General features: G+C 70.6%; 11 protein-coding genes and 3 pseudogenes. 6 read left to right on the forward strand and 8 right to left on the reverse strand.

The window, feature by feature from the left end; genetic code table 11:
• Positions 1-304 precede the first annotated feature (304 nt).
• The 4 genes from ACWF9G_RS01805 (at position 305) to ACWF9G_RS01820 (ending at position 5,070) form a co-directional block, all read left to right on the forward strand.
• On the forward strand, positions 305-1,309 hold the full coding sequence (locus tag ACWF9G_RS01805) for a hypothetical protein (RefSeq protein ID WP_379303358.1): 1,005 nt from the start codon (positions 305-307) through the stop codon (positions 1,307-1,309).
• A gap of 70 nt (positions 1,310-1,379) precedes the next feature.
• On the forward strand, positions 1,380-2,741 hold the full coding sequence (locus tag ACWF9G_RS01810) for a hypothetical protein (protein WP_379303356.1): 1,362 nt from the start codon (positions 1,380-1,382) through the stop codon (positions 2,739-2,741).
• A gap of 91 nt (positions 2,742-2,832) precedes the next feature.
• Positions 2,833-4,005, forward strand: coding sequence for an aminotransferase-like domain-containing protein (locus tag ACWF9G_RS01815; RefSeq protein WP_452512907.1), 1,173 nt, complete (start codon positions 2,833-2,835; stop codon positions 4,003-4,005).
• Between the two features lie 147 nt (positions 4,006-4,152).
• Entirely contained in the window at positions 4,153-5,070 is a 918-nt protein-coding gene (locus ACWF9G_RS01820) for an alpha/beta hydrolase (protein ID WP_452512909.1), read from the forward strand.
• On the opposite strand, the gene ACWF9G_RS01825 is transcribed toward ACWF9G_RS01820, so the two are convergent.
• Positions 5,032-5,655: a TetR/AcrR family transcriptional regulator gene (locus tag ACWF9G_RS01825; protein ID WP_452512911.1), complete on the reverse strand. Its 624-nt coding sequence runs from the start codon at positions 5,653-5,655 to the stop codon at positions 5,032-5,034. The genes ACWF9G_RS01820 and ACWF9G_RS01825 overlap by 39 nt on opposite strands.
• Positions 5,652-7,151: a glycerol kinase GlpK gene (gene glpK, locus ACWF9G_RS01830; RefSeq protein WP_379303348.1), complete on the reverse strand. Its 1,500-nt coding sequence runs from the start codon at positions 7,149-7,151 to the stop codon at positions 5,652-5,654. The genes ACWF9G_RS01825 and glpK overlap by 4 nt, the downstream gene beginning before the upstream one ends.
• 166 nt (positions 7,152-7,317) lie before the next feature.
• Here glpK and glpD point away from each other — a divergent pair, with 166 nt between their 5' ends.
• On the forward strand, positions 7,318-9,108 hold the full coding sequence (glpD, locus tag ACWF9G_RS01835; RefSeq protein ID WP_452512914.1) for a glycerol-3-phosphate dehydrogenase: 1,791 nt from the start codon (positions 7,318-7,320) through the stop codon (positions 9,106-9,108).
• An 83-nt stretch (positions 9,109-9,191) separates the two neighbouring features.
• Here the strand turns inward: glpD and ACWF9G_RS01840 are convergent, their stop codons facing one another.
• The 6 genes and pseudogenes from ACWF9G_RS01840 to ACWF9G_RS01865 form a co-directional block, all read right to left on the reverse strand.
• Positions 9,192-10,025 (reverse strand): MBL fold metallo-hydrolase, encoded by an 834-nt coding sequence (locus ACWF9G_RS01840; RefSeq protein WP_379303344.1) that lies wholly within the window; start codon positions 10,023-10,025, stop codon positions 9,192-9,194.
• On the reverse strand, positions 10,025-10,585 hold the full coding sequence (locus tag ACWF9G_RS01845) for a TetR/AcrR family transcriptional regulator (protein ID WP_452512916.1): 561 nt from the start codon (positions 10,583-10,585) through the stop codon (positions 10,025-10,027). Before ACWF9G_RS01845 ends, ACWF9G_RS01840 begins: the two co-directional genes overlap by 1 nt.
• A 32-nt stretch (positions 10,586-10,617) precedes the next feature.
• Positions 10,618-11,397: an Fpg/Nei family DNA glycosylase gene (locus tag ACWF9G_RS01850; protein ID WP_379303340.1), complete on the reverse strand. Its 780-nt coding sequence runs from the start codon at positions 11,395-11,397 to the stop codon at positions 10,618-10,620.
• A gap of 4 nt (positions 11,398-11,401) precedes the next feature.
• Positions 11,402-13,378: pseudogene (locus ACWF9G_RS01855) on the reverse strand (Lhr family ATP-dependent helicase); the annotation flags it as partial.
• Positions 13,379-13,579: 201 nt separating this feature from the next.
• Positions 13,580-14,536, reverse strand: a pseudogene (locus ACWF9G_RS01860) (ATP-dependent helicase); the annotation flags it as partial.
• Between the two features lie 168 nt (positions 14,537-14,704).
• A pseudogene (locus ACWF9G_RS01865) lies at positions 14,705-16,561 on the reverse strand (DEAD/DEAH box helicase); the annotation flags it as partial.
• A gap of 119 nt (positions 16,562-16,680) precedes the next feature.
• Here ACWF9G_RS01865 and ACWF9G_RS01870 point away from each other — a divergent pair.
• Positions 16,681-17,250 (forward strand): histidine phosphatase family protein (locus ACWF9G_RS01870; protein WP_452512919.1); only part of this gene is annotated, 570 nt, incomplete at its 3' end.

A 17,250-nucleotide genomic window follows, 5' to 3' on the forward strand; every position in this document is an offset into this window, starting at 1 on the left:
AATGTGAGGCGGGTCACCGGCGCGGAAGGTTTCGAATTGTCTTGCTCGACAACGTTCGTCGTCGTTCCTCGGTGGTGATCTCCATGGGCGTTTGCGCAGGCGGCGCGAATCTTACTGCTGCGTTGCCTGTCCCGCGCTCATGTGGTTGACTCACGGCCGAGGCGCGATCAAGTTGTGATCGCGTGGTGGAGCAGTGGGGGATTCCCTCCGGGAAAGGGATAAGCGAAAAGTGAAGCATCGTAAGCCGAGTCGGGCGCAGCGAGCGATGGCAAGCACGTCGTTGCCCCTGGCTGCTGCAGCCGCCGTGGCAACCCTTCTTGCGGCTCCCGCCGGCGCGGTCCCCAGCGATCAGCCGACGACGCCGGCTACACCGGCTCCTGCGCAGCCGGGCACCGAGCAGCCTTCGAACGAGGCGCCGGAGACCGGCACCCCCGAGCAGACACAGCCGGAGACGCCGGAGAATGTGAAGCCGGGCGAGACCAAGCCGACCCCGGCCCAGCCGGGTGTCACCAGCCCCGCGCCGGGTCAGCCGGGCCAGGCCACGCCTGCCAAGCCGACCCCGAGCCAGCCGGGTGTCACCACCCCGCGTGTCGCACCGCTGCCGGTGCCGGGTCAGACCGGCCAGGGCAGCCAGGCGCAGCCTGCCGTGTCGCCGGAGCGCGCGGGCACCACGCCCGAGCAGGAGACCACCCCCGGTCAGCCGGGCACCGCAACCCCCGGTCAGCAGTCGCAGGGCCAGCCCGCGCAGCCGTCGCAGGCGCAGCCGACCGTGCCGTCCGGCCAGGGCGCGGGCGCCGATGTCGAGGACGAGGGTTCCGACAAGCTCGTCCAGACGCCGACCTGGCAGGCGCCGCACTTCTCGGACGCTCCGGCCGCGCCGGTCGTCGAGATGGAAGGCCCGCACCAGGAGCTCGGTCTCTCCGTCGACGGCGGCGGCGTGCTGCCCGGTGTCGTGAACACCCACCACTACAACAACGCCTCGGGCTACGTCGGCACCGTCGGCTACCGCACGCCGACCGGCTACGGTGACGCGGGCGTCTCGGTCGAGTACATCGGCGAGAACTCGGTCAAGGTCACCACCTACAACGGTGGCGACGGCCGTGCCGACAACACCACCGTGACCGTCCTCGACACCACCCAGGCCAACCTGGCCAAGGCGGCGGTCGAGAACTGGATCAAGGCGCAGCCGGGTGGCGTCGCCGCGATGGAAGCCGCTGCGAAGGCTACACTTCCGGTGCCGGGGGAGCTGCTTCAGACGGTGAACGTCGCAGGTGTCACCACGCAGTGGGGTGGCTCGCTCCAGTACTGACACGCGGTATGTCGTGTGGGGCGGTCGGGTGCGACCGCCCCACACGTGTGTCCTGGGGAAAGGATTGGACTTGGGCACCGACGGTGACGACAACGAGCGCGGTAGACAACGGCCCGCGGCCGGATTCGGTCCTCCCGTAAGCGATTTCGGGCCGCCGCTCGACGACGAGCCCACCGGTTTCGGTGGGCCGCTCGCCGCGGCACCGCCGCCTGCCCCGCCGGGTTCGATGCCGGAGATGGGCTGGCGTCCGGCCGGTCCGCCCGCGTCGGGCCCGCCTGCCGCGAGTCCGTTCGGCGCGCCGGTCGCCGGGACGCCGCCGGTGGCACCGCCGCCGGGGCCGCTCACCATGCCGCCGCGCGCTCCGGTCCAGCCGCCCCGCAACCACTCCGCACCGACGTCTGTCTTCGGCGATGCGGTGGCCACGCCGCCGCCTGTTCCGCCCCAGAGCCCGCCGCCACGTCCCGCGGGCGATGCCTCGCCGTTCGGTGCCCCCGACCCGAGGATCGGCGCGCCGTCGGAGGATCAGACCGTCCGATTCACCGGTGAGCCGCCGCAGCGCCGGGACAGCTCACCCTTCGGTGACTCGGTACCGGTGACCTCGGGTCGCGAACTCACCGAGGTGATCCGGCGCGGCAAGCCGGGACCGCGTGCGGAAGCTCCCGCCGAGCCCGCGTCCGAGACCGTGCGCATGTCCACGCCGGAGATGGTGCGCCAGCCCGCGCCCGAGACCACGCGCGCGCCGATCGCCGAGGAAGCCAAGGCCGAGGACAAGGCCTGGTGGAACAGTCCCGACGAGAGCGGCGGGGTGCCGAAGCCGCCCGCCGAGCAGGGGCTGTCCTGGGCCGATGATCCGATCGCCCGCAGGCTCGCGCCGAAGACCCCGATCGCGCCGGTCAGCGAGAAGAAGGAACCCGACCAGCGGATGCGCTGGATCATCGGCGGCGCGGCGGCAGCGGTGCTGCTCGTTGTCGCGCTGGTGCTCACGATCGGTCTGGTCAAGCGCGGTGGTGGCGAAGATCCTGGCGTGACCGCGGCCCCGATCCCGTCGATCACCTCGCCCACCGACTGCAAGGCCGTGGCCGAGCAGGCGGTCACCGTCGGCAACGGTCCCGGTGACACGTCGACGGGCGCCAAGGCGATCCTCGGCTTCCAGTACGCCTTCTACGTCGACCGGTCCGGCGCCAAGGTCCGCGAGTATGTCGCGCCCGACGCGGAGAACATCTCCCCGGCCGAGACGATCCAGAAGGCGATCGACGACCTGATCCCGGCCGGTTCCAAGCATTGCGTGAAAATGCGCGAGACCACCACAGGCAGGTACGACGTGGAACTGCGCGAGTGGCATCCCGACGGCTCGGCGATCGTCTACAAGCAGGAGATCGTCACCACCAACACCGAGGGAAAGTGGCAGGTCAAGTCGATCACTGCTCGGTAGGGTCTCACTATCCGGGACGCTAATTTCACATTCTGGTGAGCGATATGCAATCGTAGGATGATTGCTTCCCTTGGTGTACCCGGAGGTTTCCATGTCGCTGACCACTCCATTGGCGGGCAAGCTCGCCGGCCTGCAGAGCTCGGCGATCAGGGACCTGCTCAAACTCACCGCGCGCGCCGACGTCATCAGCCTGGCGGGCGGGCTGCCCGACGCGGCGCTGATGCCGCGCGAGCGGATCGCCGTCGCCACCGAGTCGGCGCTGGCCGACGCCGCGGTCCTGCAGTACACCGAGTCGCCCGGCCTGCCCGCGCTGCGCGCGGTGATCGCGGCCAGGGAGACCGCCAGGATCGGCCGCGCCGTGCCGGTGGACGAGGTGTTCATCACCCACGGTTCCCAGCAGGCGCTGTCGCTGCTAGCCGAGGTCCTGCTCGATCCCGGTGCGCTGGTGATCGTCGAGGATCCGGCGTATGTCGGTGCGCTGCAGGTGTTCCGGGCGGCGGGCGCGCGCATCGTCGCCGTGCCGCTGGACTCCGACGGCATGCGCGTCGACATCCTGGAGGACCTGCTGGCCGCGGGCGACCGCCCGGCGGTCGTGCACACGGTCTCCAATTTCCACAACCCCGGCGGCGTCACCCTCGCGCCCGAACGCCGCCGCCGTCTCGCGGAACTCGCTGAGGCACACGGCTTCTGGGTCATCGAGGACGACCCGTACGGCGAACTCTGGTTCGACCAGCCCGCCCCCGACCCGGTCGCCACCTACTCGCCCCAGGTGATCCGCCTCTCCAGCGTCTCCAAGATCCTCGCCCCCGCCCTGCGCGTCGGCTGGATGGTCGCCCCCGACCGCGTCTGTCGCGCGGTCGAACTCCTCAAACAGGGTGCCGACCTGTGCGGCTCCGCCCTCACCCACCAGATCGCCACCGACCTGCTGACCGACACCGAATGGCTCGCCGCCCACGTCGATTCGGTCCGCCAGGCCTACCGCACCCGCGCCAACGCCCTAGTCGACGCCGTCCGCACCACCTTCGCCGACCGCGTCCGCTGCACCGACGCCGCGGGCGGCATGTTCGTCTGGGCCGACTTCACCGACGGCACCGACACCTCCGCCCTCCTCCCCAAGGCCCTCGAAGCCGGCGTCGCCTACGTGCCCGGCGCCGCCTTCGCCGTCTCGGACGCCTACCGCAACTCGATGCGCCTGTGCTTCACCACCTCCGACGAGGCGACGCTGATCGAGGCGATCGAGCGACTGGCGTCGACTGTTCGCTAGCGAGTCCGCGCGCGTGACCTGAATGCGAGCAGGGACTGGCCTCGGCGGAGTCGACTGGAATCTTCGCTGGTCAGGGGCTATTTTTCCGATCTACGCTGAGGGCAAATACGAGTTGGCGGCGGGCTGTTCCGCGCCGATGCTGGGGATATGGAATATCTCCCCTACGCGCAATATTTGCCACGGCGGTACCGGCACGAGGTGATGCTCGAACCCGTGTCGAGTTGGTGGAGCCGGCGGGGCCATCGGGTTCATGTCGCGCGGGCGGGCGCGGACGACGCGCCCGTGCGGGTGCTGGGTCTGCACGGCGGTGGCGGCCACGCGGGTCTGGTCTGGCCGCTACTCGGTATCGGTGCGGCGCACGGTGTTTCGGTGGCGGCGATCGATCTGCCGCTGTACGGCGACACGGTGGTGTCCGACCCCGGTGCGGTGCGCTACCGCGAATGGGTGGAGCTGGTCAGCGATTTCGTCCTGGCCGAGACCGAATCCGACGATCGGCCGCTCGTGCTGTTCGGGGCGAGTATGGGCGGGATACTCGCCTACGAGGTGGCCGCGCGCACCGGTCGGGTGGCGCACGTCGTGGCGACCTGCCTGCCCGACCCGGCCGATCCGGCGATGCGGAGGGCGATGGCGCGCTGGGCGCCGGTCGCGGCGACGCCGGCCTGGGCGCTGGCTGGTGTCGCCGCGGTGCTCGGCCGGGTACGGGTGCCGATCCGATGGCTGGCCGACATGGAGAACATGAGCCTGGACCCAGCCCTGACCCGAGTGTGCGCCACGGATCCGCGGGGCGGTGGTGTCCGGATTCCGCTCGGTTTCCTCGTCGACTTTCTGCGGTTCCGGCACACCCTGCCGGAGGATTTCACCGCGGCACCGGTGACGCTGGTGCATCCCGCCGAGGACCGGTGGACTCCGCCCCAGCTGAGCATGCGATTCCTCGCCCGCATCAGTGCGCCGACCAGTGCCGTCCTGCTGGCGGGCTGCGGGCACTTTCCGGTCGAGGAGCCGGGCGTCACCCAGCTCGCCGATGCGCTACGGGAGATCCTCGCCGAGGTCGGCGCCCCGCGCTGACCGGTCGGGAACGATCGCCATCGCCAGCGCGGTCAGCTCCTCGGTGCGCACGGTGTGCCGGGTGAGGACCCGATGCACCTGCGCGTCCACCGCGTGCACCAGCGTTCGCGCGGTGAGCAGGGTGTCGGGTCCGCCCCGTGCACAGCGTCGCAGCTGGTATTCGACCTCGGTGACGAGGTAGTCCTCGAACGCCTGCACCGCCGCGAGCTCGACCGGCAGGCTCAGCGCGACGCGATGCAGCAGGGCATGCAGTGCGGGCCGATCGCGATGGAGATCGGCGACGACCTCCATGATCGCGCGCATGCTGTCGTCGAACGGCGGCCGCTCGGCGCGCAGACGCGCGAAGACCTCGCTCAGCCGCTGCGCACCGTCGATCAGGTGGCGCTCGGCCAGCGTGTGCAGCATGGCCTGTTTGTTCGGAAAGTATTGGTACAGCGTGCCGATCGACAGGCCCGCCCGTTCGGCGATGCGATTCGTGGTCGCCGTGGCGCCCTCGCGGGAGAACACCTGGGCCGCGGCTTCGAGCAGCGTGTCCACCGTGTTCTTGGCACGTTGCTGCCGGGGTGTTTTGCGTGGGCGGCTCATCCCGCCCAGCCGTAGGTGCGTTCGACGGCCTTGTTCCATTCGCTGTAGCGCAGGACGCGTTCGTCGTCCGGCATGGTGGGGGACCAGGTGTGGTCGGCGGTCCAGTTGGCGCGCAGGTCGTCGAGGCCGGACCAGTAGCCGACGGCGAGGCCCGCGGCGTAGGCGGCGCCGAGTGCGGTGGTCTCGCGGACTACCGGGCGGACGACGGGGACGTCGAGGATGTCGGATTGGAACTGCATGAGCAGGTCGTTGCCGGTCATGCCGCCGTCGACCTTGAGGGTGGTCAGTTCCAGGTCGAGCTGCTGGGCGGCGGCGTCGGCGCGCATGGCGTCGACGACCTCGCGGGTCTGGAACGCGGTGGATTCCAGTGCGGCCCTGGCCAAGTGGGCCTTGGTGACGAAGCGGGTCAGGCCCGCGATGACCCCGCGGGCGTCGGGGCGCCAGCGCGGGGCGAACAGGCCGGAGAAGGCGGGGACGAAGTAGGCGCCGCCGTTGTCGTCGACGCTGCGGGCCAGCGGTTCCACCTCCTCGGCCGAGGCGATGATCCCGAGATTGTCCCGCAGCCACTGGACCAGGGAACCGGTGACGGCGATGGACCCTTCCAGGGCGTACACGGCCGGTTGGTCGCCGAGCTGGTAGCAGGCGGTGGTGAGCAGGCCGTGCTTGCTGATCACCGGTGTGGTTCCGGTGTTGAGGAGCATGAAATTGCCGGTGCCGTAGGTGTTCTTGGCTTCGCCGGGGGACAGGCACGCCTGGCCGAAGGTGGCGGCCTGCTGGTCGCCGAGGATGCCCGCCACCGGTGCGCCCGCGAACGGGCCCGCGGTGATCTCGGCGTAGACCTCGGAAGAGCTGCGGATCCGCGGGAGCAGTGACATCGGGATGTCGAAGTCGGCGCAGATCTGTGAATCCCATTGCAGCGTGCGCAGATCCATCAGCATGGTGCGCGAGGCATTGGTGACGTCGGTGAGGTGCTCGCCGGTCAGCTTCCACAGCACCCAGCTGTCCATGGTGCCGAAACAGAGGTCACCGGCCTCGGCGCGGGCGCGCACGCCGTCGACATTGTCGAGGATCCAGCGCAGCTTCGGCCCGGCGAAATAGGTCGACAGCGGCAGTCCGGTGCGCTCGGCATAGCGCTGCGGGCCCTGCTCACCCGCCAGTTCGGTGCACAGCTGATCGGTCCGGGTGTCCTGCCAGACGATCGCGTTGTACACCGGTTCGCCGGTGGCCCGATCCCAGACGACGGTGGTCTCGCGCTGGTTGGTGATGCCGATCGCGGCCAGATCACCGGCCGAGCAGCCACTGTTGCCCAGCGCGGCGCCGAGCACCCATTCGGTATTGCGCCACACTTCCGCCGGATCGTGCTCGACCCAGCCCGGTTTCGGGAAGATCTGCCGGTGTTCCCGCTGTGCGGTTCCGACGATCCGGCCCCGCCGGTCGAAGACGATGCAGCGACTCGAAGTCGTGCCCTGATCGATGGCGGCCACATAGCGACGCATTGGTGCAGGTTACCGAAAGGCGGGAGGCGCGCCCCGCCGAATCCAGCACGAGCGGCGAGGTGGCACTACGTTGAACTTGTACGCAGCGGCGCCGGGAACGTGCACCGGCGTCGACCCACTGTCGGCTGGGACCGGCCGTTCCGCGGTCGGCGGCGAGGAGTCGAGCATGTCGCAGACACCGGAATTTCCGTTCCTGCACCCCGGGGAACTGGTCGCGGGCGGCCAACGGGACCGGCTCGGGCCGGGTCAGCTCGGCCCGGACCAGCGGCGCACCGCCTGGGAACGCCTCGGCAAGGATCGGTTCGACGTCCTGGTCGTCGGCGGTGGCGTGGTCGGCGCGGGCATCGCGCTCGACGCGGCGACCCGTGGCATGTCGGTCGGGCTCGTCGAGGCCCGCGATCTGGCATCCGGTACCTCGAGCCGGTCGTCGAAGATGTTCCACGGTGGCCTGCGCTACCTCGAACAGTTCGAGTTCGGGCTGGTCAGGGAGGCGCTGAAGGAACGCGAGCTGGCGCTGTCGACGCTGGCGCCGCACCTGGTGAAGCCGTTGCGCTTCCTGTATCCGCTGACCCACCGGGTGTGGGAGCGGCCGTACGTGGCCGCGGGCCTGACCCTCTACGACACCATGGGCGGATCGAAATCTGTTCCTGGACAGCATCATCTGACCAGGCACGGTGCGATGCGGCTGGCTCCGGGGCTGCGCCGGGATTCGATGATCGGCGGCGTCACCTATTACGACACCGTCGTCGACGATGCCCGCCACACCATGACCGTGGCCCGCACCGCCGCCCACTACGGCGCGGTCATCCGCACCTCCACCCAGGTCGTCGGGTTCCTGCGGGAGGCCGACCGGGTGGTCGGCGTGAAGATGCGCGACACTGAGGACGGGCGCACCGGCGAGGCGCGCGCGCATGTGGTGATCAACGCGACCGGCGTGTGGACCGACGAGGTGCAGGGCCTGTCGCGTCAGCGCGGCCGGTTCCATGTGCGCGCGTCCAAGGGTGTGCACATCGTGGTGCCGCGCGATCGCATCGTCAGCGATGCCGCGATCATCCTGCGCACCACCACCTCGGTGCTGTTCGTCATCCCGTGGGGCGCGCACTGGATCATCGGCACCACCGACACCGACTGGAACCTCGACCTCGCGCACCCGGCCGCCACCAAGGCCGACATCGATTACCTGCTCGAGCGGGTGAACGAAGTGCTGGTCACCCCGCTCACCCCGGCCGACATCGACGGCGTCTACGCGGGGCTGCGCCCGCTGCTCGCCGGGGAGAGCGACGATACCTCCAAGCTGTCGCGCGAACATGCCGTCGCCCGTGTCGCGCCCGGTCTGGTGAGCATCGCCGGCGGCAAGTACACCACCTACCGCGTCATGGCCGCCGACGCGATGGACGAAGCGGCACAGGACATTCCGGCGCGGGTGTCGCCGTCGATCACCGAGAAGGTCGCGCTGCTCGGCGCCGACGGCTACTTCGCCCTGGTGAATCAGACCGTCCAGCTGGCCGAGCACTACGGCGTGCACCCGTACCGGATGACGCACCTGCTCGACCGCTACGGCTCGGTCGTCGACGAAGTACTGTCGCTGGCCACGGGCAAACCCGAACTACTGCAACCGATTACCGACGCCCCCGCCTACCTGCAGGTCGAAGCGGTGTACGCGGCCGCCGCCGAGGGCGCGCTGCACCTCGACGACATCCTGGCCCGGCGCACCCGCATCTCGATCGAGTACGCCGATCGCGGCGCGCACTGCGCCGAACAGGTGGCGCATCTGGTCGCGCCCGTCCTCGGGTGGGACGCCGACGAGATCGACCGCGAGGTGTCCACCTATCAGGCACGGGTGCGGGCCGAGATCGAATCGCAGACCCAGCCCGACGACATCTCCGCCGACGCGCTGCGGGCGGCGGCGCCGGAACCGCGACCCCAGCTGCTCGAACCGGTGCCGCAAGATCGGTGAGAGCGGCGTAATCGTGCAATTCGACGCCGCGCAGTCAGAAAACTGACTGGCGGCGGCCGTTGTGCACGATTACGCCAGTCCTGTCAGACGGTCGCCGATTGCAGCGCGCGCAGTTCGACGGCATTGTGCGCGCAGAACACCTCGACCTCGTCGCCGTGGCCGCGCACCAGTTCACGCAGCCGCTCCTGATTGTCGATCCGCGCCGGTCCGACGGTTTGCACGAGACGCTCGAACAGCACGGAACCGGGCGGCTGGTGCGGGTGCTCCAGGTCGAGCTGGCCGGGATGGAAGTAGGCGTCGCCGACCGCGAACTTCCAGCCCGCGCCGGTATCGATCGCGATTCCGGCGTGGCCGCGCGTGTGCCCGGCCAGCGGGATGATCAGCAGTTCCGCCGGGAGACCGCGCAATTGACGCACCGCGCCGAAGCCGAACCACGGTTCGCCGAGTTCGTCGTAGCTCTCCCAGCGCGGACCGTGCGCGAATTGCGCTGCACGGTAACGGAATTTCTCGCGCGGGCCGAATTTGCCGTCGAGGGCGCGCAATTCCTCGCCGTAGACGTGCACCCTGGCCTGCGGGAATTCGGCGAGGCCGCCCGCGTGGTCGAGGTCAAGGTGGGTGAGCACGATGTCGGTGACGTCCTCGCGGCGGTAGCCGAGCGCCTCGATGCGGCGCGCCACGGTGCGGTCGAGGTCGAGGACGGGGCGGGTCATCCGGATGAAACGGCGGCCGAGCCACTCGTCGGGACGCCGGACCGCCCCCTCGCCGATCCCGGTCTCGATCAGGACGAGGCGGTCGTCGAGTTCGATGAGTACGCAGTGGCAGACCATCTCGGCTCGGCGGGTGATGCCGCCGACGCCGTCGAGGAGGCGGCCGCCGAAGGGGCGCATGGTGCCGCCGTCGATGTGGTGGATACGCATCAGGAGAGCTCCTGTTCGAGGGTGGCGCGCAGATGGTCGGCGACCATGCGCAAGGGGGTGAGGTCGCGCCGGGTGCGGGCGAGCAGCAGCCCGCCCTCGAGCATGGCCAGCGCCACGGTGGACAGTTCCTCGGCGCGCTCGCCGGGAATGCCCTTGGCGCGCAGGAAGTCGTCGATCGCGGTGCGCCACGTGTCGAAACCGGTGACGCAGGCTTCGCGGATCGGCTCGCTGCCGCCCGCGTCGAGGGCGATGGTGGCGAGGGGACAGCCGCGCTGGAAGTTCGAGTCGGTGAGCATCGTCCCGAGCGCGGTGAACACGCCGTCGATGTCGCCGGTCTCGAGCGCTGCTTCGAGCAGGGTCCGCAGCGCGTCGGCGGACTGGACGACGGCCTCGGCGGCGAGTTGTTCCTTGCCGCCGGGGAAGTGGAAGTAGAAGGAGCCCTTGGGTGCGCCGCCCGCGCTGACCAGCTGGTTGACGCCGGTGGCGTGGTAGCCCTGGGTGTGGAACAGGTCGGCGGCGGCGTCGAGGAAACGCTGCCGGGAGTCCGTGCGTGGAGTCACCCGCTCAGCGTAGCTCTAGTATGACGACCGGTCTAGTTAGTAGGCTCCGGTTGGCAGCGGGGACAGAAGTAGATGCCGCGTTCGCGCTGGGTGATGCGGTCGGCCGGGTCGTCCTCACCGAGCAGGCGGGAGACGATCGCCGTGCCGCAGCGGGGGCACGGGCGACGGGTGCGGCCGTAGGCCATCGGCCGCCAGGGCGGTTGGTGCGCGGCCTTGCCGAGGACGCGGTGGGCTTCGTCTACCAGCGCGGGCAGGTCGGGGATGTCACCGACCTGGGTCGCCGGGTGCACGCGGCGCAGGAAGCAGATCTCGCTGCGGTAGATGTTGCCGATGCCGGCCAGATTGCGCTGGTCGAGCAGGGCAAGGCCGATGGGGCGGCGCGGGTATTCGGAGAGCAGGCGCAGGGCCTCGGCGGCGTCCCAGTTCGGGCCGAGCAGATCGGGGCCGAGATGGTCGACGACGGTGTGCTCCTCGGCGCGGGGCAGCACCTGCACCTTGCCGAGTTCGAAGCCGACGGCCTCGAACTCGTCGGTGGCGAGCACAAGCCGCGCGGTGACCGGCGGTTTCGTCCACCGCTGGCCGCGATGGAACACCCGCCACACGCCCTCCATCTTCAGGTGGGTGTGGATGCTCACCCGGTCGGTGCGGATGAACAGGTGCTTGCCGTAGCTGCCGACCTCCGTCACCAGGTCGCCGACCAGGTCGACCGTCGCGTATCGGGGAACCCGGAAGTCGCTGCGGGTGAGGGTCTTACCGGCCAGTGCGGTGCGCAGCCGCTCGGCGGTGCGGAACACGGTGTCGCCCTCGGGCATTCGGCTACACCTGCCTGCGCAGGCGCAGGCCGCGCGGTGTCATCGAGAAGCCCGCCTCGACGAGGACGTCGGCGAAGGTGTTGCCGTGCACGGTTTCTCCGTTGATCTTGTCGATCACCAGCCCGTCGACCCTGCGGTCGTGCACGAGACCGGCCAGGGCGGTCGCGGCCATCCTGCGCAGGCCGGGATCCTCGGTGAAGCTGAGCAGGGTCTTGCCGCCGCGTTCCACGTAGAGCACCAGCTCGCCGCCGACCAGCACCACCAGTGCGCCCGCCTTGCGGCCGGGCCGGTGTCCGCCCTCGGCGTCGCCTTTCGGCCACGGCAGCGCGGCACCGTACGGGTTGGCGGGGTCGCACGAGGCCAGGGCGAGCGCGACGCCGGGCTGGGCGGTGCCGCGATCGGTGTCGAACGAGCGCAACCGGTCGACGGTGTCGGTGGTGGAGAACTGGGCGCCGCCGAGGGTGTCGACGAAATAGCCGCGGCGGCACCGGCCGCGATCCTCGAACTCGGTGAGTACCCGGTACATCAGCGCGAAGCCGCCCGGTACGCCCTCGTTCTGCACCGAGCCGCGGGTGAGGACGCCGTAGCGTTCGAGCAGCTGATCGGCGGTGGCGTGGGCGCGAAGGGTGTTGTCCTGCACTCGTTCCGGCAGGATGGACCAGCGGCCGGCCAAGGTGGGTGGGCCGGTGCGGGTCGGCATGGACGGGCGCGGGAGGTAGGCGCGGCCGCGGGGAGCTCGGCGCGGGGTGCGGTGGGCGGTGGTGCTCCGCGCGGTGCCGGAGAGCAGGGCGCGCACCGGGGCGAAGGTGTCGCCGGAGACGTAACCGGCCCACACGAGTTGCCAGAGCGCGTCGCCGACGGCCTTGTCGTCGAGCAGGCCGGTGGCGTCGGAGAGCTGGCGGAAGAAGTAGGCGCCGCCGCCGTGCAGGGTCGCCGGAAGTCGTCGCGGGTTGTCCTGGTCGGCTGGCGGAGCCGGAGGGAGGTCCTGGCCGCGGTCTCCGTCCCGGTCGAGGTCTGCTTCCCGGTTGCGGTCCCCGTCCAGGTTGCGGTCCGGGCGCTCTGTGTTCCCGCTGGATGTTGGGTGGGCCGGGGCGCCTCCGTTGGATGGTGCGTTGCGGCTGTTGGACTTGCCAGTGGCGGGCGGAGTGCTGCCAGGGGCGTCGAGGTCGACTGTTGGCGTCCGCTCGGCGCGCGGCGGCCAGGGTTCGAGCGGGGCGCCGAGGGCTGCCAGGAGGCCGAGCTGGATGTCGGTGGGGTCGATGTCGTCTGGTGGTGGGAGGGTGAAGGGGGCCTGGTCGGCCAGGTGCAGGGCGATCCAGCCGTCGCGGGCGGTGATCGCGCCGTGGCCGGACCAGATGACCTCGCCGCCGGCCATCAGTTCGTCCAGCATGGCGGGGGAGTAGTCGCGCACGCGCGTCGGCAGGATCAGCGATTCCCATGCCGAGGCCGGGATCGGTACGCCCGCGAGCTGTTCCACCACGGTGGCGACGCCGTCGATGCCGCGCAGTTCGCCGGAACCGATGTGCTGCCAGGCGGGCAGGAAACGGCCGAGAGCGGCGGTGGACACCGGCTCCACCTCGTGCCGGGCCGCGGCCAGCGACCGGCGGCGCAACCGGCGCAGCACCTGGGCGTCGCACCATTCGGTGCCCGCAATCGCCGGCGTGAATTCGCCTTCCACCACGCGTTTCTCGGCCAGCAGCCGGTGCAGGGCGGTCGCCGCGACCGCCGATCCGAGGCCGAAGCGGGCGGCGACGGCGGCGGTGGTGAACGGTGCGTGGGTGCGGGCGTAGCGTCCGACGAGGTCGCCGAGCGGGTCGGGGACGGGCTCGATGAAGGCGGCGGGTACGCCGATCGGCAGCGGCACCCCGAGCGCGTCACGCAGGCGCGCGGCATCCTCGATCGCCACCCACCAGGTCCGGCCCGCGAACGACACCTCCAGTGCGCGACGGGCATCGCGCAGTTCGGCGAACCAGGCGGGAGTGTCGGAGTCGGCGAGGATGTCGTCGGCGTTTCGGCCATCGGCGGCTTCTGTGTTCGCCGGTCGGAGGTCAGCGCCGGTGTGGATGTCGTCGGTGCTCCGGTCCTCGGCTACGTCGGCCGCTGGATCGCGAGGGCTCGCGCTGTCGACCTCGCTGTCCGGCGATTCGGCGCGGTGAGCGGCTTCCTGGCCGCCACTGCGCCGCACGCAGCGGGCGGCTGCCTCGGCCGGAGTGAGGGGGCCGAGCAGGCGCAACAGGTCGGCCAGGCCTTCGGCGTCGCGGGCCCAGCGTTCGGGGGTGAGGCGCTGGAGTTCGCGTTCGGTCAGGGCGATGACCGTGGGGTCGAGGAGCTCGCGCAGTTCGACGCGGCCGAGCAGTTCGGCGAGCAGGCTCGAGTCCAGAGCCAGTGCGGCGGCGCGGCGTTCGGCCAACGGGCTGTCGCCGTCGTAGAGGAACTGGCCGATGTAGGAGAACAGCAGGGCGTTGGCGAAGGGGGACGGGCTCGCGGTCTCGACATCGATCAGGCGCACCTCGCGGCGGGCGACCTTGGTCAGCAGGTCGCGCAGCGAGGGCAGGTCGTAGACGTCGCGCAGGCACTCGCGGACGGTTTCCAGCAGGATCGGGAAGTCCGGGAACTTGCGTGCCACATCTAGCAATTGGGCCGAGCGCTGCCGCTGCTGCCACAGCGGTGCGCGCTTGCCGGGGTCTCGTCGGGGGAGCAGCAGCGCCCTGGCGGCGCACTCGCGGAACCGGGACGCGAACAGCGCGGACCCGCCGACCTGTTCGGTGACGATGTCGTCGATCTCGTCGGGTTCGAAGGCGAACAGTTCGGCGCCGGGCGGATCGTCGGTGGTGTCGGGCAGACGCACCACGATGCCGTCGTCGGAGGCGGTCGGCGCGGCATCGATGCCGAATCGCTCCTGCAGCCGGGCGCCGACGGCCAGTGCCCACGGCGCGTGGACCGGGGTGCCGTAGGGGGAGTGCAGGACCAGGCGCCAGTCACCGAGTTCGTCACGGAAGCGCTCGACGATCAGGGTGCGGTCGGTGGGGAGCTGACCGGTGGCGGCGCGCTGCTCCCCGAGCAACCCGACCATGTTCGCCGTCGCGTTCTGGTCGAGGCCCGCGGTGCGGACGAGCTGTTCCAGCCGGGCGGATGCGGCGTCGGGGCTCTCCGCGCGCTTCGTCGAACGCGTGCGGGTGGTCTTCTTCTTGCTCCCGTTGGACGCGGGCTCGTCGATCGCGACGGCGGAGCTGCGTGGTTCTGCCGAATTGTCCTGTGACAGGGCCAATCCGGGTGGACGGGTGCCCATGTCCGCGACGATCCGGGACAGCTCGTCGGCGGATACCTGACCCGCTGTCCGCACGAATTCGCCCAGGGCGCTGCCCAGTTCGGCCGGACGTCCCAGGCCGTCGCCGTGCCAGAACGGCAGCCGGCCGGGCAGGCCGAAGGCGGGCGACACCAGCACCCGGTCGAAGGTGATCTCCTCGATCCGCCAGCTGGTCGCGCCGAGCGCGAAGACATCGCCGACTCGCGACTCGTAGACCATCTCCTCGTCGAGTTCGCCCACCCGCGAGGCCTTTTCGCCGACCATGAACACCGCGAACATGCCGCGGTCGGGGATCGCGCCGCCGGAGGTGACGGCCAGGCGTTGCGCGCCGGGGCGGCCGGTGAGGGTGCCCGCGTCGCGGTCCCACACCACGCGGGGGCGCAGTTCGGCGAACTCGTCGGAGGGGTAGCGGCCCGCGAGCAGGTCGAGGACGGATTCGTAGGCCGACCGGGGCAGGTTCGCGTAGCTGCCGGTGGCGCGGACGATGTCGAACCAGGCGTCGACGTCGACGGGTTCGAGTGCGCAGGCGGCCACGGTCTGCTGGGCGAGGATGTCGAGCGGGTGCGCGGGGATCTGGAGCAGTTCGATCTCGCCCGCCAGCATGCGCTGGGCGGCGACGGTGCAGTGGATGACGTCGGTGCGATGCTTGGGGAACAGCACGCCCCGGGAGATCTCGCCCACCTGGTGCCCGGCCCGGCCGACCCGCTGCAATCCGCTGGCCACCGACGGCGGCGCCTCCACCTGCACCACCAGGTCGACCGCGCCCATATCGATGCCGAGTTCGAGGCTGCTGGTGGCGACCACGCAGCGCAGCCGTCCGCTCTTGAGGTCGTCCTCGATGATCGCCCGCTGCTCCTTGCTGACCGACCCGTGGTGGGCGCGTGCCAGCAGGTGGTCGGCGCCGTGGATCACCTCGGTGGACGGCCCGAGCTGGGCGGGCGGCGCGTGCTCGGTGTCCACCGGCTCGCCGAGCCGGGCGGCGTAGGCCTCGTTGAGCCGCGCGGTGAGCCGCTCGGCGAGCCTGCGCGAGTTGGCGAACACGATCGAGGACCGATGCTCGAGCACCAGGTCGACGATGGCCTCGTCGACGTGCGGCCAGATCGAGCCCGGCTGGTCGGAGTCACCGGGATCGGTCATATCGGCCACCGGAACCCGCACCGACAGGTCGAACGTCTTCGGCGCGGGCGGCCGCACGATGGTGATCGGCGCCGACCCGACCAGGAACCGCCCGACCTCTTCCGGCGGACGCACCGTCGCCGACAGCCCGATCCGCTGCGCCGGTCGCTCGGTCAGCTGATCCAGCCGGGCCAGCGACAACGCCAGATGCGCGCCGCGCTTGCTGCCCGCGATGGCGTGTACCTCGTCGACGATCACGGTGTTGACCTGGGCCAGCGTCTCCCGCGCCGCCGAGGTGAGCAGCAGGAACAGCGACTCGGGCGTGGTGATGAGGATGTCCGGCGGTGTGCGCTGCATGGCCCGCCGCTGCGCCGGTGTGGTGTCGCCGGAGCGCACGCCGACGGAGATGTCGAGCGGCTCGAGCCCGAGCCGCTTGGCGGTCTGCGTGACCCCGACCAGCGGCGCCCGCAGATTCCGCTCCACATCCACGGCCAGTGCCTTGAGCGGCGAGACGTACAGCACCGACGTCCCGCGCGGCGTCCCAGGCTCCGGCGCCTGCCGCGTGGCCAGCTGATCGATGGCCCACAGGAACGCCGACAGCGTCTTGCCCGACCCGGTGGGCGCGACGACCAGCGTGTGGTTCCCGTCCGCGATCGCCTTCCACGCCCCGAGCTGGGCCGACGTCGGCCCGGCGAAGGCCCCGTCGAACCACTGCGCGGTAGCGGGAGAGAACCGATCCATAGGTTTCAGTGTGCACCGGGCCACCGACAATCCCACCGAGGCGAGCGTTCGGCGAAGCCGGCGAAGGGCTGCTGGCAGGGGCAGTGTGACCGGCGCTACTCTGGGCTCTCGTGCAAACGGTGCTCAGAGTCGACCTCGTCGGTCATGGCTTGACGGAGGCGGTACGGAAGGCGCGATTCCCTGTCGACGAACCACTGGACGAGTCGGCGCGCGGTGCGCTGCGCGCGGACGCGGTGTCGGCCGGTGCCCAGGTGTGGACCGGCCCGGAACGGCGGGCTCGGGAGACGGCGGAGGCGCTAGGGCTGGTCGGTGAGCCGGACGCGCGATTACGGGATCTGGATTCCGGGTCGTGGCGGGGGACCGAGATGGGCAGTCTGGCACAGGATCAGCTGTTCGCGTGGCTCACCGATCCCGAATTCCGTGGGCACGGTGGTGAATCGGTGACCGATCTGGTCGACCGGGCGCGGTTCTGGCTGGCCGAGATCGCCTCGACGGGCCGGGACACGGTGGCGGTGACGCATCCGGCGGTGATCAGGGCGGTGCTGCTCGTTGTGCTCGACGCGCCGCCGAAGTCGTTCTGGCGCATCGATGTTCCGCCGGCGAGCGTCACCCGGCTGCACTACCGCGGGAACTGGACACTGCGTGTCTCTTATACTCATCTGAGGCTGCCGACGACGTATGTCGTGTAT

It is taken from the genome of Nocardia sp. NPDC055029 (genome assembly GCF_053608525.1).

What these genes read in the sequence shown, in the direction of transcription:
- ACWF9G_RS01815 (WP_452512907.1), top strand. Translation starts at nt 2,833, where the DNA reads ATGTCGCTGACCACTCCATTGGCGGGCAAGCTCGCCGGCCTGCAGAGC.
- ACWF9G_RS01820 (WP_452512909.1), top strand. Translation starts at nt 4,153, where the DNA reads ATGGAATATCTCCCCTACGCGCAATATTTGCCACGGCGGTACCGGCAC.
- ACWF9G_RS01825 (WP_452512911.1), bottom strand. Translation starts at nt 5,655, where the DNA reads ATGAGCCGCCCACGCAAAACACCCCGGCAGCAACGTGCCAAGAACACG.
- glpK (WP_379303348.1), bottom strand. Translation starts at nt 7,151, where the DNA reads ATGCGTCGCTATGTGGCCGCCATCGATCAGGGCACGACTTCGAGTCGC.
- glpD (WP_452512914.1), top strand. Translation starts at nt 7,318, where the DNA reads ATGTCGCAGACACCGGAATTTCCGTTCCTGCACCCCGGGGAACTGGTC.
- ACWF9G_RS01840 (WP_379303344.1), bottom strand. Translation starts at nt 10,025, where the DNA reads ATGCGTATCCACCACATCGACGGCGGCACCATGCGCCCCTTCGGCGGC.
- ACWF9G_RS01850 (WP_379303340.1), bottom strand. Translation starts at nt 11,397, where the DNA reads ATGCCCGAGGGCGACACCGTGTTCCGCACCGCCGAGCGGCTGCGCACC.